This window comes from Bradyrhizobium erythrophlei (genome assembly GCF_900129425.1).
Taxonomy (GTDB): domain Bacteria; phylum Pseudomonadota; class Alphaproteobacteria; order Rhizobiales; family Xanthobacteraceae; genus Bradyrhizobium; species Bradyrhizobium erythrophlei_C.
In genome coordinates this window covers 3,398,617-3,418,980 of the sequence record NZ_LT670817.1, presented here as the reverse complement: position 1 = coordinate 3,418,980, position 20,364 = coordinate 3,398,617, and the positions used below count along the sequence as shown (strand labels likewise).

The 20,364-nt window shown below is 59.2% G+C and carries 23 protein-coding genes and 1 pseudogene; 13 read left to right on the top strand and 11 right to left on the bottom strand.

Translation table 11 applies throughout. The features are described 5' to 3' along the window. Positions 1 to 153: 153 nt before the first annotated feature. The gene (locus tag B5527_RS43970; RefSeq protein WP_154072281.1) at positions 154 to 327 is read right to left on the bottom strand and encodes a hypothetical protein; all 174 of its coding nucleotides are present in this window, start codon (positions 325 to 327) and stop codon (positions 154 to 156) included. Positions 328 to 378: 51 nt separating this feature from the next. Continuing rightward, positions 379 to 669, bottom strand: a complete 291-nt coding sequence (locus B5527_RS43965; protein ID WP_154072280.1) for a hypothetical protein — start codon at positions 667 to 669, stop codon at positions 379 to 381. A gap of 1,001 nt (positions 670 to 1,670) precedes the next feature. Between B5527_RS43965 and B5527_RS16125 the strand changes: the two genes are divergently transcribed. Together B5527_RS16125 and B5527_RS16120 are read left to right on the top strand one after the other, a co-directional pair. Beyond that, entirely contained in the window at positions 1,671 to 1,871 is a 201-nt protein-coding gene (locus B5527_RS16125) for a hypothetical protein (RefSeq protein WP_079602395.1), read from the top strand. 124 nt (positions 1,872 to 1,995) lie between these two features. Further along, positions 1,996 to 3,177 (top strand): OpgC domain-containing protein, encoded by a 1,182-nt coding sequence (locus B5527_RS16120; protein ID WP_079602393.1) that lies wholly within the window; start codon positions 1,996 to 1,998, stop codon positions 3,175 to 3,177. Between the two features lie 71 nt (positions 3,178 to 3,248). On the opposite strand, the pseudogene B5527_RS47620 reads toward B5527_RS16120, so the two are convergent. After that, positions 3,249 to 3,614: pseudogene (locus tag B5527_RS47620) on the bottom strand (hypothetical protein); the annotation flags it as partial. Positions 3,615 to 3,823: 209 nt separating this feature from the next. On the opposite strand from B5527_RS47620, the gene B5527_RS16115 reads away from it, so the two are divergent. Then, positions 3,824 to 4,762 carry a helix-turn-helix transcriptional regulator gene (locus B5527_RS16115; protein ID WP_172842571.1) on the top strand — a complete coding sequence of 313 codons (939 nt, stop codon included), beginning with the start codon at positions 3,824 to 3,826 and terminating at the stop codon, positions 4,760 to 4,762. A 559-nt stretch (positions 4,763 to 5,321) separates the two neighbouring features. On the opposite strand, the gene B5527_RS16110 is transcribed toward B5527_RS16115, so the two are convergent. Beyond that, entirely contained in the window at positions 5,322 to 6,257 is a 936-nt protein-coding gene (locus tag B5527_RS16110) for a LysR family transcriptional regulator (RefSeq protein WP_079602391.1), read from the bottom strand. Between the two features lie 195 nt (positions 6,258 to 6,452). Here B5527_RS16110 and B5527_RS45720 point away from each other — a divergent pair, with 195 nt between their 5' ends. From B5527_RS45720 to B5527_RS16095, 3 genes are all read left to right on the top strand, one after another. Beyond that, on the top strand, positions 6,453 to 6,854 hold the full coding sequence (locus B5527_RS45720; protein ID WP_197689307.1) for a hypothetical protein: 402 nt from the start codon (positions 6,453 to 6,455) through the stop codon (positions 6,852 to 6,854). Positions 6,855 to 7,144: 290 nt separating this feature from the next. Then, a complete protein-coding gene (locus B5527_RS16100; protein ID WP_079602389.1) occupies positions 7,145 to 7,759 on the top strand; it encodes a carboxymuconolactone decarboxylase family protein in 615 nt (204 codons plus the stop codon). 43 nt (positions 7,760 to 7,802) lie between these two features. After that, entirely contained in the window at positions 7,803 to 8,771 is a 969-nt protein-coding gene (locus tag B5527_RS16095) for a hypothetical protein (protein WP_079602388.1), read from the top strand. 28 nt (positions 8,772 to 8,799) lie between these two features. Here B5527_RS16095 and B5527_RS46305 read toward each other — a convergent pair whose 3' ends face one another. Both B5527_RS46305 and B5527_RS16080 read right to left on the bottom strand, forming a co-directional pair. Beyond that, a complete protein-coding gene (locus B5527_RS46305; RefSeq protein ID WP_245332731.1) occupies positions 8,800 to 9,189 on the bottom strand; it encodes a DUF1214 domain-containing protein in 390 nt (129 codons plus the stop codon). A 980-nt stretch (positions 9,190 to 10,169) separates the two neighbouring features. Beyond that, the gene (locus tag B5527_RS16080; protein ID WP_079602387.1) at positions 10,170 to 11,450 is read right to left on the bottom strand and encodes an ArgE/DapE family deacylase; all 1,281 of its coding nucleotides are present in this window, start codon (positions 11,448 to 11,450) and stop codon (positions 10,170 to 10,172) included. 154 nt (positions 11,451 to 11,604) lie between these two features. Here B5527_RS16080 and B5527_RS45335 point away from each other — a divergent pair, with 154 nt between their 5' ends. Both B5527_RS45335 and B5527_RS16075 read left to right on the top strand, forming a co-directional pair. After that, complete coding sequence (locus tag B5527_RS45335; RefSeq protein ID WP_172842570.1) at positions 11,605 to 11,757, top strand: hypothetical protein; 153 nt, start codon at positions 11,605 to 11,607, stop codon at positions 11,755 to 11,757. Positions 11,758 to 11,777: 20 nt separating this feature from the next. Next, entirely contained in the window at positions 11,778 to 12,041 is a 264-nt protein-coding gene (locus tag B5527_RS16075) for a DUF6719 family protein (protein ID WP_425305100.1), read from the top strand. Between the two features lie 76 nt (positions 12,042 to 12,117). Here B5527_RS16075 and B5527_RS16070 read toward each other — a convergent pair whose 3' ends face one another. From B5527_RS16070 to B5527_RS16060, 3 genes are all read right to left on the bottom strand, one after another. Further along, positions 12,118 to 12,483, bottom strand: coding sequence for a hypothetical protein (locus B5527_RS16070; protein WP_079602385.1), 366 nt, complete (start codon positions 12,481 to 12,483; stop codon positions 12,118 to 12,120). 36 nt (positions 12,484 to 12,519) lie between these two features. After that, the gene (locus B5527_RS16065) at positions 12,520 to 12,837 is read right to left on the bottom strand and encodes a hypothetical protein (RefSeq protein ID WP_154072279.1); all 318 of its coding nucleotides are present in this window, start codon (positions 12,835 to 12,837) and stop codon (positions 12,520 to 12,522) included. Positions 12,838 to 13,077: 240 nt separating this feature from the next. Further along, positions 13,078 to 14,016 (bottom strand): hypothetical protein, encoded by a 939-nt coding sequence (locus tag B5527_RS16060; protein ID WP_079602382.1) that lies wholly within the window; start codon positions 14,014 to 14,016, stop codon positions 13,078 to 13,080. A gap of 113 nt (positions 14,017 to 14,129) precedes the next feature. On the opposite strand from B5527_RS16060, the gene B5527_RS16055 reads away from it, so the two are divergent. After that, positions 14,130 to 14,687 carry a hypothetical protein gene (locus B5527_RS16055; RefSeq protein ID WP_079602381.1) on the top strand — a complete coding sequence of 186 codons (558 nt, stop codon included), beginning with the start codon at positions 14,130 to 14,132 and terminating at the stop codon, positions 14,685 to 14,687. Positions 14,688 to 14,689: 2 nt separating this feature from the next. Here the strand turns inward: B5527_RS16055 and B5527_RS46300 are convergent, their stop codons facing one another. Continuing rightward, the gene (locus B5527_RS46300; RefSeq protein ID WP_245332730.1) at positions 14,690 to 14,845 is read right to left on the bottom strand and encodes a DUF6471 domain-containing protein; all 156 of its coding nucleotides are present in this window, start codon (positions 14,843 to 14,845) and stop codon (positions 14,690 to 14,692) included. A gap of 110 nt (positions 14,846 to 14,955) precedes the next feature. Between B5527_RS46300 and B5527_RS16050 the strand changes: the two genes are divergently transcribed. After that, positions 14,956 to 15,216, top strand: coding sequence for a hypothetical protein (locus tag B5527_RS16050; protein WP_079602379.1), 261 nt, complete (start codon positions 14,956 to 14,958; stop codon positions 15,214 to 15,216). 12 nt (positions 15,217 to 15,228) lie between these two features. On the opposite strand, the gene B5527_RS16045 is transcribed toward B5527_RS16050, so the two are convergent. Beyond that, complete coding sequence (locus B5527_RS16045; RefSeq protein ID WP_079607316.1) at positions 15,229 to 15,777, bottom strand: CreA family protein; 549 nt, start codon at positions 15,775 to 15,777, stop codon at positions 15,229 to 15,231. Between the two features lie 259 nt (positions 15,778 to 16,036). On the opposite strand from B5527_RS16045, the gene B5527_RS16040 reads away from it, so the two are divergent. The 3 genes from B5527_RS16040 to B5527_RS16030 all read left to right on the top strand — a co-directional run bounded on the left by B5527_RS16040 (position 16,037) and on the right by B5527_RS16030 (position 20,207). Next, positions 16,037 to 17,851 carry a L,D-transpeptidase family protein gene (locus tag B5527_RS16040; RefSeq protein WP_245332620.1) on the top strand — a complete coding sequence of 605 codons (1,815 nt, stop codon included), beginning with the start codon at positions 16,037 to 16,039 and terminating at the stop codon, positions 17,849 to 17,851. A 73-nt stretch (positions 17,852 to 17,924) separates the two neighbouring features. Next, positions 17,925 to 19,574, top strand: coding sequence for a hypothetical protein (locus tag B5527_RS16035; protein WP_079602377.1), 1,650 nt, complete (start codon positions 17,925 to 17,927; stop codon positions 19,572 to 19,574). Between the two features lie 60 nt (positions 19,575 to 19,634). Continuing rightward, positions 19,635 to 20,207: a glutathione peroxidase gene (locus B5527_RS16030; protein WP_079602376.1), complete on the top strand. Its 573-nt coding sequence runs from the start codon at positions 19,635 to 19,637 to the stop codon at positions 20,205 to 20,207. Positions 20,208 to 20,364 lie beyond the last annotated feature (157 nt).

Here is a 20,364-nt window from a genome sequence, read left to right as displayed (position 1 = left end):
ATCGCCTGGGTCTTTCGTCCTGATTACCCCGTCGACCGTAACATAGCTCCGCAATTGCCTCTTGGCGGTATCGGATAGCACCATCAATTGGCGCTCCCCGGCGCTCCACGCTTGTCGGTTGATTGCCACAGCATGCCGGCGAAGATCAAAAGGCTACCCTATGGTGTTTTCCACTTCGCCGTCCGGCGCTGCGTGGGTTGGTTCGATGGGAACGGCAAGTGTTTCATCACCCCTAAGAAGAAGGCCCATATCGATTTTCGCTGGATCTTGATATTGCGGATTGGTCAGAATTGCGTTGAGGACGAATCGAAGCAAGTTGGAAGCCATCAAGCGCTCCGTCGAATAGCTTGTACCCCCAAACGCGCGTGAGATTATTGGCTAGTAAGTTGGTGAATTCGACAGTGGCGACTGCCAACAAATCACCGATGGGATAAGATCATTACTCACGAAAGCTTCGATGAAGTCGCAGACGGCCCCCGGCGTCCACGCTGCCGTTTCCCTTTGAAAATCCGGCTTTCTTAATGTTTCAAAAAACGATTCCCTGGCCGTTAAGTCAGTTGCCGACGCAGAAGGTTTGCCGAGTTCGCCAGCACTGCTGCTGGCGTTGTCCGGAGGGGCGATGAAATCCTCCCTCGGAATGAGCGCATCAAGATTGACCACCTCTGCCAAGCCATTGTCCTCCCCTGAACCGCATAGGTTGTAGTCCTGGGGTATGTAAACCGCCTTTCATGGGCAGTCAAAAGTGATAATTCTGCCTTTGGTCCGCGCTTTTCCTAGCGATGTTGCGCCGCACTTCGCGCAAAACGATGCTGAGATTCGGCGCAACACCGTTGCAGATGCGGCTGAGGCGCAACGGCGGAGAAGCGTCCCTTAACACCTAATGGTAGATCGTTTTTGTGAGTGACCGAAATTCAGGAATCATTTCAACGAAAATGGCGGAGTATGGGTCCGTCGCACCGTGCGAGGCTAGAAATTAAGTGTGATCGGCCGATGTCCGCTTTGACGCTCATACCGGACTCAACTCGGACATTACGGCACGTCTGAAAAGTGCCAAAGGCGGACTCTGCCCATGTTTAGCGGTTCACTTCGCCTTATATTTGCGGTCTTGACGCTGGCGGTGCTTTCGACAGGGGTCCGTCGTGCCTTCATCGAGCTGCAGCATATCCGTAATTTAATTTGCAGTTCGCGCACCGACCTTCCCCTTGAGCGGTACGCATAAGTCCAAGAAGCTACACCGTCTGCCTGCTAGTCTCACTTACCAGTGATCGATGCTGACGTGAACTGGCTCACGTGGCGGCCAGAAAATCAGACCTATAGTGATTGCGGAAGTCGTGACGCTAAAAATCTCCTTTAAGAGGAGATGGCCGTGATGGCTCAATTTCTCGTTGCTGCCATCGGGTCCATTTTAATATCGCTGGCGGCCGCAAGCACAAGCCAGCTTTACGACCTGGTTCGCGATTGATCGAACTCAACGATCCGCGGTGCAGATTGATCTGCAGCACTTGGATGTCCTCTGATACCGATTTCGTTTCCTGCTCTGGGCGCGAAATCGTCATCAGATTTCGTCGGACACAAACTCCCTCCGGCACAATTCATTTTCCGCCGCGGGTGAAATGGCCGAAATCTATCGCGTGGGACGTCAACGATGATGATCAAGCGAGGGTTCGATCATGTCCACCATATTCGACCTGCTTTACCGCGAGTACTGCCGTGCCCGCCTCGCCGAAATGCGAAAGCAGCTTCTGATCCCGGTTGCTGGCGACGAAATCCTGGAAGCGCATTGGGATGGCGGCGATCCTGCCGGCCCCGGTGATCGGGGTAGCGGTTGGGGCGATGCAACCGCGACGAAAGAAGCCCCAACCATAGGGTAGCCGGGACTCGTAACCGCATCGCTCGGTCGGCGACCCGCTCGGTACCCGCGCCGTCCCGGAGCATCGCGAGCGTCTCATCGACCAGACCGAGAGCGCGTGCGCGCACGCCGGACAGGGCAACCAGATGCATGATCGAACTCACAACCCATTGGTCGGCGAGACACCGCCCGAACTCAAGGGGTCTGGCCGCGACGTGCGCATCGATGCCTGCCGCGGGATCGCGCTATGGTGGATCTTTCTTGACCATGTCCCCAATAGCATCGGAAGCTGGCTGACACTGCGAAACTACGGCTTCAGCGATGCCGCGGAAGTATTCATGTTCATCTCGGGCGTGACCTGCGCGCTGGCCTACGGCAGGGCACGTCAGCACGAGGGCTGGAGCGGCATGATCAGCCGTTCGCTGCGGCGAGGATGGGACATCTATGCCGCATTTCTGCTGCTCACGCTGGCTTGCGTCATCATGGTTTACCTCGCAGGCCGCGATCATCTTGCCGACGAGAGCAATACGCGGATTCTGTTGGAACATCCGGGCGCGACGCTCGTGCATGCTGCGATCCTGCAATACCGTCCTGTGAACACCGACGTCTTGCCGGTTTTTGTGATCTATCACGTTTTGTTCGCGCCGCTGCTGTGGCTGCTGCTGCGAGCACCAAACGTGACGCTTGGCGCCTCGCTGTTACTTTATTCGCTCGTGCACGTCTTCGGCTGGAGCGTTCCCGCCTGGCCCAACAACGTCTGGTTCTTCAATCCCTTGGCTTGGCAGCTTCTGATTGTGCTGGGCGCGTGGTATGTCGTCGAGGGGAAGAAATTCCGGCCATGGGTGACCTCGCGCACGTCGCTGGTCCTTGCGGTTCTCTATCTGGCTTTCAGCCTAATCATCGCATTGAGTTGGAGCATCAAGCCGCTGGAACCGCTGGTCCCGCAGACTCTGACGAAGCTCCTTTTCCCGCTGGACAAATCGAATCTCGGTCCGTTGCGACTGCTGCATTTTTTGGGTCTTGCAATTGTGGCGATATGGTTCGTTCCTCGCGATTGGCGAGGGCTATCGTCGCCGGTGATGCGCTGCGCGAGGTGCTGTGGCGAGAACTCGCTGCCAATCTATTGCCTCGGCGTTCTCTTTGCGCTCGCCAGCCACCTGCTCGACATCTCGGATCGGCTTGCGATGCAGGTCGTGCTCAGTCTTGGTGGAATCCTGTTGATGATCGTCGCCGCGACGCTGCTGAAGTTGATCAGCATCAAACCCGGGCGGCAGCCCCGGTGGTCTCAGCCGACTGAGCCCGTTACCGCGACATTCTCAAACGAGTAGGATTGCCGGGAGAATAATCTCCAAACTCGGAGATGGGCCGCCGTCCTGTAGCTGGCGATGTCCGAGTCGCGTCACGAGCGGCGATTTGGCACCGTTGCCGTCCATGTCGGGGTTACCCCTGACAGCCGACGTCGGAGCAAGTGTCGTGGGCGGTCGAGAAGGGCCATGCCGACTATGCCGCTTCCAACCGCTGATCGATTCCTGCGCACAACAAGCCGACACCGCCATTTGCGACGATTGCTCCTAAAGGCTGGTTGTTCTCGTGAGTGAAGCTGCGATCTCGTTGGCCGCCACAATCTGCGCGGGGTGCGTGCCAACTCACCCCGTGCAGCGCGCAACCCGTCGCGCTCGGTCATGTCGCGCAGGCGACCCACGAAGGGAATGCTCTCGCCATCTTCAATCGGTGAAATCGAAAGCTCGGCGGGAAATTCCTCGCCATTTTTTTTGAGGACCTACCTCCCCCTCTGTAATCCACCTCATATATGCAGCGAAGCGCGATGCGATATACTGTGTGTTGCACGTCTCGCCGTTATGCGAGGAATTTGCAGATTTCGTTCGAGCGGCTCAGTCGCTTCTTACGTGGTGGGGCACCGAAACGGAGGCCGAGATGGCAACGTCATCTCACCTTTTGCGATGGTCGACTGAGATGCTGCCGGAGCGCGCGCGGTTCTCCACGTTCCGTGAGGAGTTTGCGCGGCAGAACCTCGCGTTGGACGTGATCGATCACAGCGGCGGCCGCCCGCACATCAACGTCACTTACTTGCCGCTCGGCGCGGTTGGCGTTTGTAGCCTTGTCGCCACGCCGGCGGAGTTTATCCGTCACAAACACCACCTCAAGAATAGCCGTGACCAATTCGGACTGAACATCGTCGAGACTGGACCGGTCCAATTTGCAAATGCTGGCCACGAACGTGTCTATGATGCCGGCGCCGCTTGTTTGATTGACCGGGGAAGGCCGCTGCGAGTATTTGCGCCGCGTGGCGCCAGCGTCAAATACGTGACTGTGCAGGCTGCCGCCCTTAAGTCTTTGGTTGCGCATCCGGAAGATCTATCAGGTCGGGCGGTGCATCCCGGACCGGCGCTTAGCCTCCTCGACGGCTACCTGCGGTCGCTCGCATCCCTCGAAGAACCTCCGTCATCTGAACTGGCCTCCGCCATCGCCGTACATCTCCTCGATCTCGTGGCCGCGACGCTCGGGCCGACCGCCGGAGCCGCAAACCTCGTTATGGAGCGTGGTGTGAAGGCAGCCAGGCTGCAGGCGATCCTGGCGGAGGTCGCGCGATGCTTCAGCGATCCCAATTTCGATCTGGACAATGTCGCCGGGGCGCTCGGTATGTCGCGGCGATACGTGCAAAAACTGTTAGAGGGGACCGGAAAGTCGTTCACCGAGCACCTTGCAGGATGCCGGCTTGAACGTGCCTTCGCGATGTTGACTGACCCGCACCATCTGCATTTGGCGATCATCGATATCGCGTTTGCGGTCGGCTTTGGTGATGTTTCCCATTTCAATCGCATGTTCCGCCGGCGCTTCGGCGAGACGCCATCAGGCGTGCGCGCCGCATCGATCATGCGGGAGCAGAAGTGATCCTGCGACTCCTCACAATGCGCGGGCGACGCCGCTGAAACGCGGGCATTTGTGGGCTTCGCGAACACCTTTCTGCAACATGACCGCTTTGGGTCATTCGCGTCGATTTTGGCATTTCGGAGCATGTCCGCTTACGGGGCAATTTCGGAAATGCCCGGTTGTCCGGTTTCGGCGATTGGAGGCCGACGGTTTGGACGTGATTTAGCCCGGGGCAGCGGCGATTGCCCCTGCCCTGGCCGTTCCATTGCTCCTTGAGAGAAGCGTCCTAACACGTCAATGGTTATTCGTTTTGGTGAACGGCAGTAATTGTTGAATTATTTTCAATGAGGCTAGCGGATGACGCGTCCGTCATTGACAAATTAGTTGAGCCGCTCTGACCATTCATCGCGAAGTTCTGCGAATTCAACCGGGCGTGCATCGCGGACTATTCGGCGATAGTAGGCATCCTCACCGCGCCCTTTATGCTCGTTGCCTGTTGCACATCGAAGTGTTGCCCGCACCAATTCAGAAATGAACGCCGAGCCGGCACCATTGCGACAGAATACACCATTGCGCGATCTTACAATTCGATAGTGAGCTTCGCATGCGGCCATCGCGCACTGGCAACCAGTTCGCGCGACACCGCCTGGATAATCTCGGCGAGGACTATGGTTGCGCGCGACGGTGGACGATCCGAAGCACGCGCGATGAACCTGGGGAGAAACATCCCCTTGATCGGCACTGCCCGAAGGTGGCCACTATCAATATCAGCCTTGGTCGGCGCGGCGAAATGCGCCGTGCACAACTTGCCCTGAGAAATAATTCTCTTTGCTACCTCCAGGGACTGTACCTCGAGCTTTGGCTCAAGCTTTACGCCTGCACGCGCGGCAGCCGTTTCGACGACTTCCCTGACGCCGGCCTTGGCGACGCCCGCGAGAACAAGAGGAATCTTTGACAGCGCACGAACGTCAATCGAATGCTTGGGTAGGTGCGGATTTGTCGCGAGGCCAATCAGGCAGATCTGCTCTTCCATCAGCGCCGTGGTCACGAGATTGGGTGTTTCCAGATGCGGCCCATTGAGGATCGCCAGATCCACCGTCCCTTGGAGGAGACGATCGTGTAGGGCTTCCGTGTAGTCCTCGACGATTTGCAATTGGACGCCAGGAAAACGCGAGCTGATCTCCTCGAAGAGCGGAAGCGCCAGCGTGAGTGCAAGACCCGGCGACATGCCGAGTGCCACAGCACCGCGTGGATCGCGCTGGGTTGCGGTCACGTCGTTTCGCACTTGCTCGAGGTAGCGCAAGATGAACGTCGCACGATCCAACAACACAAGGCCTGCTTCAGTGGGGGAGGCTCCCCGCGGATGCCGCTCAAAGAGTTGAACACCGAGTTCTTCTTCAAGAAGCCTGATTTGACGACTTAGGGCGGGTTGAGCGACATGCAGCGTAGATGCTGCCCGTCCAAAATGGCCGTGTTGGGCGACGACAGCAAAATAACGAAGCTGCCGAAAATCCACGGCTTCAGCCCAATTCCCGATAACAAACTGATATGAACATCATCGAAATATTTTATTTGTGTATTGGACTTCGGTCAACACCTTGGAAAGTGCGCGAGAGCGCGAAGCCCGGTCATCTCGCCTCCGCTTTGAATCCGAGGAACGAGTGACCGCTAACCGCTCGAAGATCAGGGCTTGAGAAGAAAGGCACCGGCTATGGCACAGACGATGACACGACCAGCGCAGGACGATCCGCAGAACGTCGGCAATTTGCAGGAAGTCGAACGGACGGCTTCAACGTTCGGTACGTTCGGCCGATACACAGAGATTCCACTTGATCAAATGAGCCCCGAACAAAGAACGGGTTATGACCTTGAAGTCGAAGAGCGCGGCGAGGTGCCCGGCCCACACAAGATCTGGGTCCAAAATCCTAAGCTGTTGGAGATCATGATCCCCGTGGGGAAGTACTTCCAACAGAGTCACTCCTCGCTGTCGGATGCTGAACGGGAGATTGTCGTCAATTTGATCAATGGTAAGTGGCACGCAGCCTATTCGAATTATGAACACGAAATGATTGGGGAAAGGGCCGGCTTGCCCCAGAAAAGGTGCAAGCTCTGATAGCCGGGTTGCCCACGTCCTTTGAAAATCCCCGACAGCAGGTCGCCTACGAAATGACCTGCGCGTTGATAGCGCCGCGGGTCGTGCCCACAGGTCTCTACAGACGCGCGGTAAAGCTATTGGGACACGCGGGTCTTACGGATCTGACGGTACTCATCGGGTACTTCACCTCCGTATCGTTGACTCTCGCGGCCTACGACGTTCCCTCCAGCGCCATTGGTTTGAAACGTTGAAGTCGACTTCACTTTCGAGCCGCAGCCACCGGTTCGTCGACAAAAGGAGAAACCACTATGTCAGTTCAAACCGAAACGTTGGGCGGTCGCCTGCCCTTGTTAGATCCCTCGACGCTGTCGACAGCGCAAAAAGAAACCTATGAGCGGCTAAATGGGACATGGATTCCATGGGCCAGCGCCGTTCCTTTCCAGAGTAAGCTTGAGGACGGGAGACTTATAGGTCCGTTCAATCCGATACTCTTCAGCCCCGCCATTTCCTCAAGCTTTTTGGATTTACAGGAAACCGAGCAAAACAACACGTCGCTGAACCAGCGAGTCCGCCAAGTGGTGATCCTCGCCGTCGGCGCGGTGTGGAAATCGAACTACGAGCTTTACGCTCATGCCGCGGCAGCCCGAAGGGCCGGCATCTCGGAGGACGCAATCCGAACGCTGACGAGCGGTGGCCTACCGGATGAACTGAGCGAACAGGAGAAGATCGCGCAACGTTATGCGCTGCACCTTTCAGCCGGGCACCATGTTGACGCGGCTCTTTACAGTGCAGCCGAGCATGCTTTCGGACAGCGTGGATTAGTGGAAATCACATATCTCATCGGTATCTACCACACCGTCTGCGCGCTGTTGAATGCATTCGAAATCCCGGCTCCTGGCTCGCAAGCCCAACGACCCTCATGAGGAAGCGCTTGAAGCCTTGGTAGTTCATCCATGGAGAACGGCCATGCTGACGAAGTATGCGTCACAGGCGAGGCTCACCACCGTCGCCTGCTTCCCGAATCACTATTTCCTCGAGAACCTTGCGGTGCGGGCTGATAATTCCATTCTCGTCAGCGTGCTCAATCGCAAGGAGCTGTGGTACATTCCGCCGCCGACCGGAGATCTGCCGGTCGAACCGGTGCTAATGCATACGTTCACTCAGTCTCCGATGTGCATTGTCGAGGCCGAGCCCGATATATTCCATGTCGGCACTTCGGATATTTATGCCTCTCACCTGTCATACCTGAATCGCATTGATATGCGCGGGTGGAGCCCGGGCATGACCGTCGACCCACGGGTTATTCTCGAGTTTCCCGAACCGCGTCGCGCGCTCAACGGTGGTTGCATGATTGCCGCCGACGTCATGCTTGTCGCCGATTGTTTTGCAAGCCTGATCTGGCGTGTCGACCTGACCACCGATAGCGCCAAGGTCACTGCCCGCCCTTGGCTCAAGCATGAGAGCATGGCTTACTATCCGGGGAGCATGAAACCCGAACAACCGGGCGTCAACGGCGTGCGCTATGCCTCGAGGACTAACTATCTCTATTATACCTCGACAGCGAAGAAGCTTTTCATGCGCGTACGTGTCGATCCAGATACGCACGATCCCGTTGGTGAGCCTGAACTCATTGCGGGTGGCGGGATGTTTGATGACTTCTGCATCGAAGAAGATGCCGGCGTCGCATATGTGACGACGCATCGAGAGAATACAATTGATCGCGTGTCATTAGAAACGAGTGATAACGGCAACGTGAGGCACAGCGTGGCGGGTGAGCCTCTAAACGAGCAACTACTAGGGCCATCAAGTGGCGCCTGGGGTCGAGGCCCTAAACAGTACGGCCGAGTGGCTTATTTTACAACCGACGGAGGGACCACGTCGCCGCCACCAGACGGGATCGTTCGACCGGCGAAGGTCTTGCGTGTGGAATTCTAGGGCCGCTTTGCGCCACGAAACCCGCCCATTATGCGAGCAAGCGGTGCCGCCATCCCGCGCCGATCGTGGATTCTGCGAGGTCCGCTTGCACCGCAGGAGCAGACGTCGTCAGACCACCAGGGCATGTCCGAAAAGTGCCAACAACCGACGTTCGATATATCGTCCTCGTTCGCATCTCGGAACCACGTCGCGCACGCCGTAGTGAACTGCCTATTGTACTCGCTTGACAAGCGGCGGTCTCCACCGACCATCGAGGATGGGGCTCCCCGGCCCAGTAGGCGCGAATGTAAAGCGAGAACGGGCCACTCGCGGGCAGCCAGTTGCTCTCCCTGTCTACGCCCGGCGATTTGGCGCCGCCGTACAGCGTCAGCGAACCGTCCTGACGTTGAACATTCCCTTCAGGGAACGTTGGCAGCATCTTGCCGCTCTCTTCGCACGGGTCGGTGTAGAGGTCGAAGAAGGCAGCGCCGGACAGACCGGGCTTTTCGCCCACCCATACGCGCTTTTTAGTGTTACCTGGCGCGCCTTAGCGCCAGGTTGCCGGTTCGCAGGGAGGCTTATTGTACGGACCTCCGGCAAACTGGCCAACGTCTGGAGCCCGGATGCAGTGAACGACGCTGGAGGCAGGGATGACTGCGCCGTTTCTGTCGTGCCACGCCGCCCTGGTGCCTGAGCCCCGGGTTGCCGGTTCGCAGGGAGGACTATTCCACGGACCTCCGGCAAACTGGCCAACGTCTGGGGCCCGGATGCAGTGAACGACGCGGGAGGGATGGACGGCTGCGCCGTTTTTGTCGTACCACGCCGCCATGGCCGGATTAGCGAACATGGCCGCGGCGATCAGTCCTACCGAGACAAGCTTACTCATTTGCGCGTCTCCATATGATATCAGTGATTGAACGACTGACTAACTTTGCTGAAGCTTATTTCTAGCGAAGAGACTGCGAGCATCATTTTCGATGCACTTCATCAAGTGTTGATCTATATCAACCTTGTTCCCGAATACGGCGGCTGATGACCGCTTTGGGTCCAAACTCGGACCTCGGGCAGCGTCTGAGCTACGTCCGTTCATCCCTTGATGAGCGGACATCGCGAGACGTAATCGCCAGGTCCGAAAAGTGCCAAGGGACTAAACCGCTCGCGCGGTAGGCGCTGTGGCGGGGCGGGCCGATCAACTCGCCGTCTGGCAGCGATCGCGTCGGCCGCCCGGCCCTCGCCCAGACGATCATCCTGCAGCCCGATCCCGCCGCCCTCACCGACGGGCTGGATGCGATTGTGAAGGCGCTGCGGCCACTCCCCTCATTCTGAAGAGCGGCCATCTGACCGCGTCTCGAAGGATGAAGATAGCTCCGTGGCCGCTTGGTTCGAGACGGCGCAAGAGCGCCTCCTCACCACGAGGTTTCACATCTTCTCCACACCGCACCATTGCGCGACGAACAATGCGGTGGCCTTGGTCGATTTACGCAGGGAATCCAGATCGACATATTCATTGAAGCCGTGCATCGCCGCGCCGCTGGCGCCAAAGCACAGGCTCGGAATGTTGTAATTCAGCCCGTAGAAGCGGGTGTCGGTGAGCGCGGTGAACACGAGATCGCTCACGGCGCCGCCATAGACCGCGTCGTAGGCGTTGCCGAACGCGGCTTCCGCGGCAGCGGATTCCTTCAGCTCATAGCCTTCCGACAGAAACCCGGACCATTCCACCTCGGGCGGATTGTTCGAGAGGAAGCGATGATCGCGTGCCGCCGCGGACACGCAGCTAAGAATCTCGGCCTGGTGGTCGGCAACCGACCAGCCCGGCAGGATCGCGATCCGGCAATCGACGTCGCACCAGGCCGGCACGCTGGAGGCCCAGTCGCCACCCTTGATGATGCCGGGATTGAAGTTGATCGGATGCGTCACCGCCTTGAAATGGCGATCGACTTTGGCGCGCTGGTTCCACTCGGCCTCGAGTTTTTCCAGCGACTGGATCAGGTGGTAGGCCGCCGTGATCGCGTTGGAGCCGGCGCCGGCCTCGAACACATGCACGGGATGACCGCGCACCTTCAGGCGAAACCAGATCACGCCGACCTGCGAGCGCACCATCTTGCCGGAGGTCGGCTCCGGAATGAAACAGGCGTCGGCGCGATAGCCGCGCTGCAAGGTTGAGAGCGCGCCGACGCCGGTGCTCTCTTCCTCGATCACGGACTGAAAATGAATCCGCGCGGTCGGCTTGAGGCCCGCGGCCTTGATCGCGTCGAGCGCATGGAGCGCGCCGATGGTGCCGGATTTCATGTCGCAGGCGCCGCGGCCATACATCCTGCCGTCCTTCACGACAGGCGAAAACGGCGGCGTCTCCCACATCTCGAGCGGTCCGGCCGGCACCACATCGCAATGTCCCTGCAGGATCAGGGATTTTCCGGCGTTGCTGGAGGGACGGTAGGTGCCGACCACCGTGCGTGCCTTCGAAAAATCATGCTCGATCGGGCCGAAGCCACGCAGATCCCTGAGTTCCCTAACATCGATGTGCCAGTCGTCGACCTCGTAGCCGCGCTGGCGCAGGAGATCACCGATCATGTCCTGGCACGGCCCTTCCGCGCCGCGGGTAGAGGGAATCGCGACAAAATCCCTTGTGGTGGCAAGTTGCGCGTCGAAACCGGCGTCGACCGCGTCGAGGATTCTCTGTTCTGCGTCGCTGGCACTCATTGCGTGGTGGTTCCCCGTTGGCGCACGCCTCAAGACGCGGACGCGTTCGGATCAAACCACAGTTTTCGGGGATTTGCAGGGGTTTAGATCGCTTTCAGAATCGCAAGCGCGCCAATACAATCCACGGTGAAATCAGCGACCCACGGAGACACCGATGCCCGGCAATCGCAATATCATGTTTCTCATCATCGGTGCGCTGATCGTCGTGGTAGGCGTGCTCGGCTACAATCTCTACCAGACCAAGAAGCAACCGGAGGGCCTGCAGATCAATGTCGGCCCGAACGGACTGAAGATACAAAACAAGTGAACCCGGGCGCGCCGTCGATGATGAAGATCTCGCACATCAAGCTTCTTTCGATCCTGTCGCTGGCCGGTTTCGCGCTATCCGCGCCCGGATCATCCTCTGCCATGGAAGGTCAGGTGTCGCGGCAACAGGACATCGTCAATTTGCAACTGGGCCAGCGCATCAAAGTCGACGATGGAACCTGTCCGGCCGGCAAGATCAAGGAAATCTCGGGTGCGAAGATGTCCCCGACGGGAATCGTCCGCGCAGAAAAATGCATCCCTCGGCTGGGACCCAAGTCAAAATAACCGCGTCTGGTCGGAACGTCGTCATTGCTGAGGCATGAGCCCACGGTGCCCGAATATTCGGTTTCGGGGAGCGAGCCTAATTGCGCGGCTCGAACATGCATTGCAGCGTCGGCCTGGCAATCTTCGTGAACGTTGCGCCGATTTCGGATTGTTTCGATGGCGGCACCCATTCGGCTTCGATGGTGGGCACCCCGGTCTCGCTGATACCGCGCAGCAGGGCTTCGCGAAGGTCGCTGTCTTCGACGGCGGCAGCGGCATGGTCGTGCAGGCAGCCGCAAACCGTTTCGGGATGCGCCCAGCGTCCCAGCATATGGGGGGCGCACAGCCGAACGAATTCTGCGCGCGGATCGGGCAGCTTCATCGGCGACCGAACCTGTGCCTGCGCAGAACCAGCCGAAATAATGGAAGCGGCAATCGCGACTACGCCGATACGAAAAAACATGAGCGCCTTCCCGGCAATGATCGGTTCGGCTGCGCCTCAACGGGCCGCAACCACGAGAGCCCCTGGCGCTGAAGCAACGATCGGCGAACCGTTATAGGCAAAGGTGCCGATGCCCGGCAGGCTGCTATCCAATGAGCCGGCCATCGAAGGGCCGGCCAGGACCAACGCGACGGCAAGCATAAAGCTGAGGGTTCGCATTTGATTGTCTCCGGTATCGACGCCGGCGCTGTCCGCCGTTGTTGTTGTCAGCTTGATAACCATCCGCTGTTTCCAATTGCCTGCGCCAAAAGCGCAAAATGGTTTCGTGACGGGGAGAATTGTTTCATCGCCGAAACCCGACGAAACAGTTTTCAAGAAAGCCTGGTGATTTCAATCGAGGACAGCCCATAGAACGGCGCCGATCGGGCTTCCGATTGGGCCAGCCGGAGGTCCAAGATCGGTCCCGGCACGACGAATCCTGTCGGTCATTGGGCCAGTCGCGGTCGTTCAATGGCCGATCGAGGTGGTCAGCTGAGGCGCAGGGGCGCGGTATTATGGCGCAAACGCCACCGGGGTCCGAAAGTCACCGGGCTTTGGGCCGCGCTTTTCCTATTTTCAGGTGACTTGGCCGCTCATGAAGGTTTGAATCAACCTAAGGAAATAAGGGTCAGTCTCGCTCTCGCTTCCGTCCCATCCAGGATGGACGGGATCGCGATGTGTAACCTCAAACAAAATGACTGTGTGACGTATATCAGAGCTGCCAGCCAGCCTATAGGTGACGCACGCCATAATAGCGGGCCACGCGGCGTCGCAAGGATTTTCTTCTGTATTCATAGCGCTGATAGTGGCCTTAAAGTCACTGAGCGATGTTCCGAGGTCGCGCGTCTCCTCTTCCCTGGTTTCTTTTGGAAACAGAACGACCCCCATATTGAGCATCGAACTCGAAGACAATCTTGCCGCTTCTTCACCCTTGCGTCTGGCTTGGATGATGTCGCGGCAAAGTTCAGTAAACAACTGGGCGTGGGTTGCTGGCGAATTGCCGACATTTACCATCTCAAAATCAACACCAATAGTGATCTTATCGCCCTTAAAAATGAGTGGCTGAGTAACTTTGGCCTTAATCGAAATCCAAGCCCTATCAGTTGCGACCAATGCCTCCTCAGCGACTTTCGCCGACCTGTTGGCGGCTTTGGCGGAATCGATCGCGGCCTTAATGGAATGCTGCATGTCGCGGGACTGAGCGGCGGAGGTTTCGGCCAACAACTTCAATTGCCGCTCGCCAGCGTCCCAGAGTCTATCAGTGGAGCGCCTAAGGGACCAAGTGAACCAAGCGATGGCTATAGTCGCGAGGGCCGTGATAGCCACACTAAGGGCGTCAAGAGCTTTGCCGATCTGAATGACGAGGAATGGCGCAAAGCGATAGGAGGGGCAGGCTTCCTCGCCGGTCTTTGCGCCTTCTTTGCATATCTCATAGTGCGTCGGGATCAGTGATATGACCCCGAGAATCAGCAGAAAACCGGCCACCAGCCAAAATAGCTTTTCACGGCGCTGCAATATTGGCCCCTCAACCAGGGGGCGAACGCTAGCGGGAAAACTCCATTCGGTAAACTCTAGCCGTTCTGACTCAGCCGCCCCTAGGGTACGGTGCCCAGGGGGAGGATTTTCTTATGTCACATTGGGGCTTTTGGGACTGGATCAGTTACGGCTGCTTAGGAATTGCGGCCTTTGGCTTGGCAATCGGCGCTGTTGGCAAGGACAGCCCCACCATGTTTGAGCATTTGCCAGCCATATTTAGCAGCCCAAAATGGGCTTATGCACCAATAGTGCTTTTCGCGCTTGGATCGGCGATCCTTGCTGCTAGAGCGGCTTTCCCCTGGCTGTCAGGCGACGGCAATCCGGCAACATCCCAACTTATAAAATTTCCAGAAAATTACAGTCCGACGTCGGTATTTGGGAAAACTTTTAGAAACGAAAGGGTCATTTTAGACGGCAAGAACTTTCAGCGGTGTACGTTTGAAAACGTGACCTTTGTTTACAACGGCACAACCCCCCTTCAATTCAGCGAGAACACTGTAAGGGGTTCGATCCGAATGGATAGCGATAATGAGGCGGTCACGGGTGCCTTGATGTGGGCGCGCGGTTTCGGGCTCATCCCAAACAACGTCAACGTCGAACTTGACCCGGGAAGCAGAATCGATCCGCCACAGTATAATCAACCTAAGTAGGTTTAGATTTCTTCCAACGCCACACCTTCCAATTCCATCGCCGCAAGGCACGCCAGAAAGAACGTTGCTGGCATCGTTGCTCTCGCTAGCTTGTTCGCGATGCTAGCCTTGCTTTCTTTGAAGCCATGTTTTTTGAGTCTCTGGTGAGAAGCCCGCACGGCTCGGCGGGCGTGAACCAAAGCGCCGTTGCGGCCGACTTAATCAAACCACGTACGGTGCTTCGCAGCATTTGCCCGTCGTGACCCAATTTCAACAAAGGATTTTAGTCGTGGGCGATGGCGACATCGATGTTGGCAATAAGACCCGGAACCGCAAAGCCGGCTCGCCGGCGATCGAACGTCTGGCGAAGCCGGACAGCTCCTCCGCGCTGCGTCCGAGAATTTGCCGCGCCATGTTGCAGCAATGCGCCGACAGCGGCCGGGGCAACCAATCGGCCCCGCAAAAATTCGTGCAATTGGTGGGCTGCCGCGACCTCAAAGCCCGGCCTGAACCGGCGCGCGGGCGCGCCCCTGCGCCGGTCAAGCGGTAAACCCGGAATCCCTCACTGAAAAAACTCCCCACATTTCTGAACCGCGGTATCGGTGGCGCCCCAGGGCATGATCGGCACCGAGGACGTCGAATTCTTCGGCGAGCCCTCGATCAGTTTGTCCGAATACACCATGTAGACCAGCACGTTCCGCTTGGCGTCGCATCCGCGGACGATCTGCATCTTCTTGAAGAACAGCGAGCGCCGCTGCCGGAACATGTCGTCGCCCTGCTCCATCTTGTTCTTGAAATGGATCGGACCGATCTGGCGGCACGCCAGCGAGATATCCGAGACCTGCTCGGCGAGCCCCAGCCAGCCCTTGAAGCCGCCCTTCTCAGGCACCGTGAAGTGACAGGCCACGCCCTCGACCTCGGGGTCGTCGACACCATAGGTCGCGAGCTTGTCGTTCGGGCTGACCCATTTGAACACGGTCGAGCGACGGAAGATCAAGTCCGGTTCATCGGCGGCGAACACCGGCGAAGCCGGCCACAGTATCGACGCAAGCACCAGCAAAACCCGGCATCGCCACCTCACGTCATGTTGGCTTAAGGATTGGGGTGTCATGCATATCTCCATCGGCTAGGCCTTCACATTTAGGCGGGAAGAAAGCCCGCATAAAGTCAGCCGGGAACCGATAGTCTCTCCCGTTTAACTGAATATGAGGCTTTTTTGCTACGCTGGGGTGAAAACATCGGGGAAGATGAACCATACGCTGGTGAACGCGTATCTCGTCTGCAACACTAAATATCAAATGGCTAAGGATTCGAGAATGATAGGCGTGGGCGGGCATGGGGCTTCTGTTGCGACCGGGCGGCTGTGGCGAATGGCCGTTTTAGCCGCCGCCGCCGCGATCGGAACCGGCTCGCAAGCGGAGGCTGCGCTTTATTATTGGTCGGATTCGGATCCCGGAGTTTCGCAGCCCGGACCGACGGTTCCGCAGCGGCGGCAAACCCGCCGTCACCAGGGAAAAAAGACCGGGGCGATCGAGAAGGAATCGGCCAAGCCGCAGGGACCGCTGATCATTTCGATCTCGATCGACAAGCAAAAGATGCGGATCTACGACGCCAACGGACTCTTTGCGGAAACTCCGATCTCTACCGGCATGGCCGGCCACGCGACGCCGATGGGCGTGTTCAGCGTCATCCAGAAGCAGAAGCTCCACCATTCCAACATCTATAGCGGCGCGCCGATGCCCTATATGCAGCGGATCACGTGGTCCGGTATCGCCATCCACGCCGGCGTGCTGCCCGGCTATCCGGCTTCCCACGGCTGCATCCGCATGCCGATGGCCTTTGCCATGAAGATGTGGAACTGGACCAGGATGGGCGCGCGGGTCGTCGTCACCCCCGGCGAGATGACCCCTGCCAGTTTTTCGCATCCGCTGCTGGCGGCCCAGAAGGCGATGCCGCAGCCGGTTGCCGCCAACGAGCCGCCGGCGGAGACCCCTCCTGCCGCCAAAGCCGACAAGGCCATGGCCGCTGCCGTAGCGTCGATGCCCGCCATTGCAGAGACGAACCTTGAGCTGAGATCGGCCGTCGGCCACGACAATGGCGTGAAGGCTGTCATGAAGGCTGTCTTGGACGGGCCGCCGGGTTCGCCGCCGTTGCGCGAACAGACCCATACCGCGGATGCCGGCGTTTTGCCGGCAACCGAAACCTCGGTCACGATGACCGACGCAACTCCCTCCGGCAACAATGCACCGCCGCGCGATGAGACGGTGGCCGCAACTGACGCCGCGCCGTCGGCGGCCGCGGACGCCGTTTCCGTTAAGGCCGATGATACGACGAGCACCGAATCCGAACCGGCCGCCGCGAAGCACGACGAGATCGCTTCGTCCGACGTAAAGCCGGCCGAGAGCAAATCACCGGAAGCAGCGACCGCCGATATCACACAACCAAGCGGCGACGCTGCCAGGGTTGATACGTCTGCAAGCGAAAGCAACAAGGACGGAGACAGGCCCGACGCGACCAAGCTCGAAGGCAAGGCCGGTGACGTCAAGGCCGATGACGTCACGGCAGAGGTGCCGAAACCCGACGCGGCCAAATCCGGCGAAAAGCCTGACGGCGCCGTCGAGGCAGTAACGGACGCCGGCAGCGGCGCTGCCGATGTGACAAAGGACCAGACGCGCCTGCCGGACAAGGCAGCCCCCTCGAAAGCCGATCCGGCGGCGGCGGCGGCGCCAAAGCGCAGCGGTCAAATCGCGGTGTTCATCAGCCGCAAGGATTCCAAGCTCTATGTGCGGCAGAATTTCGCGCCGCTGTTCGAGGCACCCGTGACGATCGCGCCAAGCGACCGGCCGCTGGGAACGCACGTGTTTACGGCGCAGGTCGACAAGGACGATGCCAACGTGCTGCACTGGTCGGTGGTCTCGCTCCCGGCGCCGGCGAGGCACGCCGAGCGGCGCGACGAGGACGAGCGCGTGTCGCGACGGCGGAAGATAGCGGGTGCGGTCGAGATCAAGGCGATGCCGTTGCCGGACAGCCCCGCTGAAGCGCTGGACCGCCTCACCATCCCTGCCGATGCAATGGCACGCATTGTCGAAGCACTGTCGACCGGCGGCTCGATCATCGTTTCCGATCAAGGCATCGGCGGCGGCGAAACCGGCGAAGGCACCGATTTCATCGTTTCGCTGCGCTGAACGGTTCTCCGAAACCCCGGTCAATCGGCCGCCCGTCGCTTTGGGGCGGCGGCTGGGCTAAAAGACCGCCGGCATGAAACAGTTTCCAATCGCGGCGGTAGCAACCGACCCGCCAATCGACACGGCCAAGGATGCCTTCGACCGGCTCACCTTCCTTGGCTGGCGCGGGGGGCTGATCGCGATCGTCGCCGGCATGGCGGCCTCGTTTTTCCTGTTCGGCTATGCGCTGATTTACTGGCGCAACGCCGACATGGATTTCATGGTGATCTACAACGGCCTTGCCCTCAACGACGACAAGCCGCAGCTGTTCTTCGATCACACCGCCTATCTGACCATCCTGTCGCTGAAATCCTGGTTCCGGCTGCTGCACGCGCTCGGCCTGCTCGCCCCCTATTCGTTATCGACCATTCCACCGGCTTCCGATGCCCCGGCATTCGATGCCGCCATGACCGGCGTCGTCCGCGCCGGGCGCGTCCTCGCCTGGCTGATCGCGACTGGTTGCGTGCTGATTTTCGCGGCCCTTGTTCGCCGCATCGTGCGCGACTGGCGCGTCGCGCTGGTCGCAACCTTTGCCTTCGCTTTCTCCGGCGGCATCGCCGTGCACTCGCGCATTTTGCGCAGCGAGCTTGTTGCCGCCTGTCCCCTGATCTTTGCGCTGATGATCCTGATCGTGGTCGGCCGCAGCGCCGGTGTCGCCCGTCCGCTCGGAATGGCGGTCGCGGCGGCGTTGTGCGTGCTGGGTCTTGAAAACAAGGTCCAGGCGATTTTGCTGATCGCAGCCCTGCCGCTCCTGGTGATCCCGTTCGGAAGCACGACCAGTGCGAGCGTCGCATTCTGGAACAACACCCGATCGGCCTGGCTGGCTGCTGTTATCGCGGCCATTGCGGCCATCGCCGCGGCATGGGCCGCCTCACCGCTCCTTGCCGTCGGCTATGACCGCGCCCTGCTCGCCGCCGCGCATTTCAATCCATTGGTCCTCGGCCGCTTCGGCATCTATCAAATAGCGCTGCTGCTCCTGATCGGCGCCTGCATGATCGCCTATGCCGCGATCTGGCGCGTCAGCGCGGCGGAGACGCTGGCGTCGATGTTTGCCGTCGCGGCCGGCGCCCTGATCGCATTGCTCGCGCTCGACCTCGAATACAACGCCAGCAACGTGATCGCGGTATTCAATCCGCTGGAGAAAATGCTGACCTTTGCCGACGCGAGCACGGCCGCGGCCGCGCACGGGTCGGGCCTCTCCGGAATTTTGCTGCTCCTGCTCGATGGCGTCGGATCGGTGCTTGCGCGCTACAGCTTCGTGCTGCACTCCTCGCCGCGTCCGACCGTGTTTCTCACCTGGCTGATCGTCCCCGGCATCGTTTACGCGTGGCGGCGCGGCGAAAGGCAGGCGGCAATTCAGGCCCTCGTGCTGCTGCTGGCCGCGATCGGGATCGATGCGCTCGGGGTGCGGCGCGGGCTGAAATCCGAATATTTTATTTTCACCGACCCCCTGATTATCCTCGCAGGCGCGATCCTGCTGGATTCCTTGCCCGATTTGCGTTTCCGCAAATGGACCTACCCGGTCGCCATGGCTCTGTTCGGACTGCATATCGCTGTCGGTCAGGCCGAACCGATAAAATACGCCTTCATGCGCAGGGGGCCGGAATCCATATGTGAATGGAACCGGTATTACATGCCGCTACTGCCGCTGCCCTGGTGTCCGCCTTCACCGGCCCAACCATAACGGCTTGTTGAGAAGCGGTCGCTCGCCGGTTCAGCTATCATCGTACCATCAGAGGCCGCCATGATCGACCGCAGGACCATCATCACGACGGCGCTGGCCGTGATCGCCGGCCCGGTCTCGGCGCGGAGGGCGCTCGCCCAGGGTGCGATGAGCCGGATCACCGCTTATGCCTTTTCGTTTCCGGCGTTGGCCGGCGGAGAAATCAGGCTCGCCGATTATGCCGGGCGTCCATTTTTGGTCGTCAACACCGCGTCGTTGTGCGGATACACGCCACAATACGCCGGATTGCAGGAATTGTGGGCCCAGTTTCACGATCGAGGCTTGATGATCATCGGCGTTCCCTCGAACGATTTCGGGCAAGAGCCGAACGGCGCCACGGAGATCGCGGAGACCGCGCAGCACCAATATGGCGTCACTTTTCCGATTGCGGCAAAAGTTATCGTGAAGGGCCCGAATGCGCACCCGTTCTATAAATGGGCCGCGGAAGCCCGGCCGAAGGATGTTCCGCACTGGAACTTTCACAAATATCTGATCGGCCGCGACGGCTACATTGCCGAGGCATTTCCCGAGACGGTCGAACCATCGGATACACGAATTAAAACCGCAATCGCGCGGGCGCTCGCGGACTCCTGACGCGCGGGAATTGACCCACCCCACAAGCAAATCGACCGCCTGTATAAAAGCCGTTGCCGTGGCGGCGCAGGTGCGACTAGGCTAATATGATCAGGGGCAGGAATCGCTCGGGCACCAGGGCGAAAAGCCGGGTTCGAGCAGGGATCACCTTAGGGAA

Excerpts from the sequence above, each read along its gene's own strand:
- B5527_RS46305 (WP_245332731.1), bottom strand. The coding sequence starts at position 9,189 with ATGCTGCCAACGTTCCCTGAAGGGAATGTTCAACGTCAGGACGGTTCG.
- B5527_RS16045 (WP_079607316.1), bottom strand. The coding sequence starts at position 15,777 with ATGACACCCCAATCCTTAAGCCAACATGACGTGAGGTGGCGATGCCGG.
- B5527_RS45720 (WP_197689307.1), top strand. The coding sequence starts at position 6,453 with ATGGCACAGACGATGACACGACCAGCGCAGGACGATCCGCAGAACGTC.
- B5527_RS16035 (WP_079602377.1), top strand. The coding sequence starts at position 17,925 with ATGAAACAGTTTCCAATCGCGGCGGTAGCAACCGACCCGCCAATCGAC.
- B5527_RS45335 (WP_172842570.1), top strand. The coding sequence starts at position 11,605 with ATGCCCGGCAATCGCAATATCATGTTTCTCATCATCGGTGCGCTGATC.
- B5527_RS16055 (WP_079602381.1), top strand. The coding sequence starts at position 14,130 with ATGTCACATTGGGGCTTTTGGGACTGGATCAGTTACGGCTGCTTAGGA.
- B5527_RS16095 (WP_079602388.1), top strand. The coding sequence starts at position 7,803 with ATGCTGACGAAGTATGCGTCACAGGCGAGGCTCACCACCGTCGCCTGC.
- B5527_RS43970 (WP_154072281.1), bottom strand. The coding sequence starts at position 327 with ATGGCTTCCAACTTGCTTCGATTCGTCCTCAACGCAATTCTGACCAAT.
- B5527_RS16080 (WP_079602387.1), bottom strand. The coding sequence starts at position 11,450 with ATGAGTGCCAGCGACGCAGAACAGAGAATCCTCGACGCGGTCGACGCC.
- B5527_RS16070 (WP_079602385.1), bottom strand. The coding sequence starts at position 12,483 with ATGTTTTTTCGTATCGGCGTAGTCGCGATTGCCGCTTCCATTATTTCG.
- B5527_RS16125 (WP_079602395.1), top strand. The coding sequence starts at position 1,671 with ATGTCCACCATATTCGACCTGCTTTACCGCGAGTACTGCCGTGCCCGC.
- B5527_RS16100 (WP_079602389.1), top strand. The coding sequence starts at position 7,145 with ATGTCAGTTCAAACCGAAACGTTGGGCGGTCGCCTGCCCTTGTTAGAT.
- B5527_RS16030 (WP_079602376.1), top strand. The coding sequence starts at position 19,635 with ATGATCGACCGCAGGACCATCATCACGACGGCGCTGGCCGTGATCGCC.
- B5527_RS16075 (WP_425305100.1), top strand. The coding sequence starts at position 11,778 with ATGAAGATCTCGCACATCAAGCTTCTTTCGATCCTGTCGCTGGCCGGT.
- B5527_RS16120 (WP_079602393.1), top strand. The coding sequence starts at position 1,996 with ATGCATGATCGAACTCACAACCCATTGGTCGGCGAGACACCGCCCGAA.
- B5527_RS16115 (WP_172842571.1), top strand. The coding sequence starts at position 3,824 with ATGCTGCCGGAGCGCGCGCGGTTCTCCACGTTCCGTGAGGAGTTTGCG.
- B5527_RS16040 (WP_245332620.1), top strand. The coding sequence starts at position 16,037 with ATGGCCGTTTTAGCCGCCGCCGCCGCGATCGGAACCGGCTCGCAAGCG.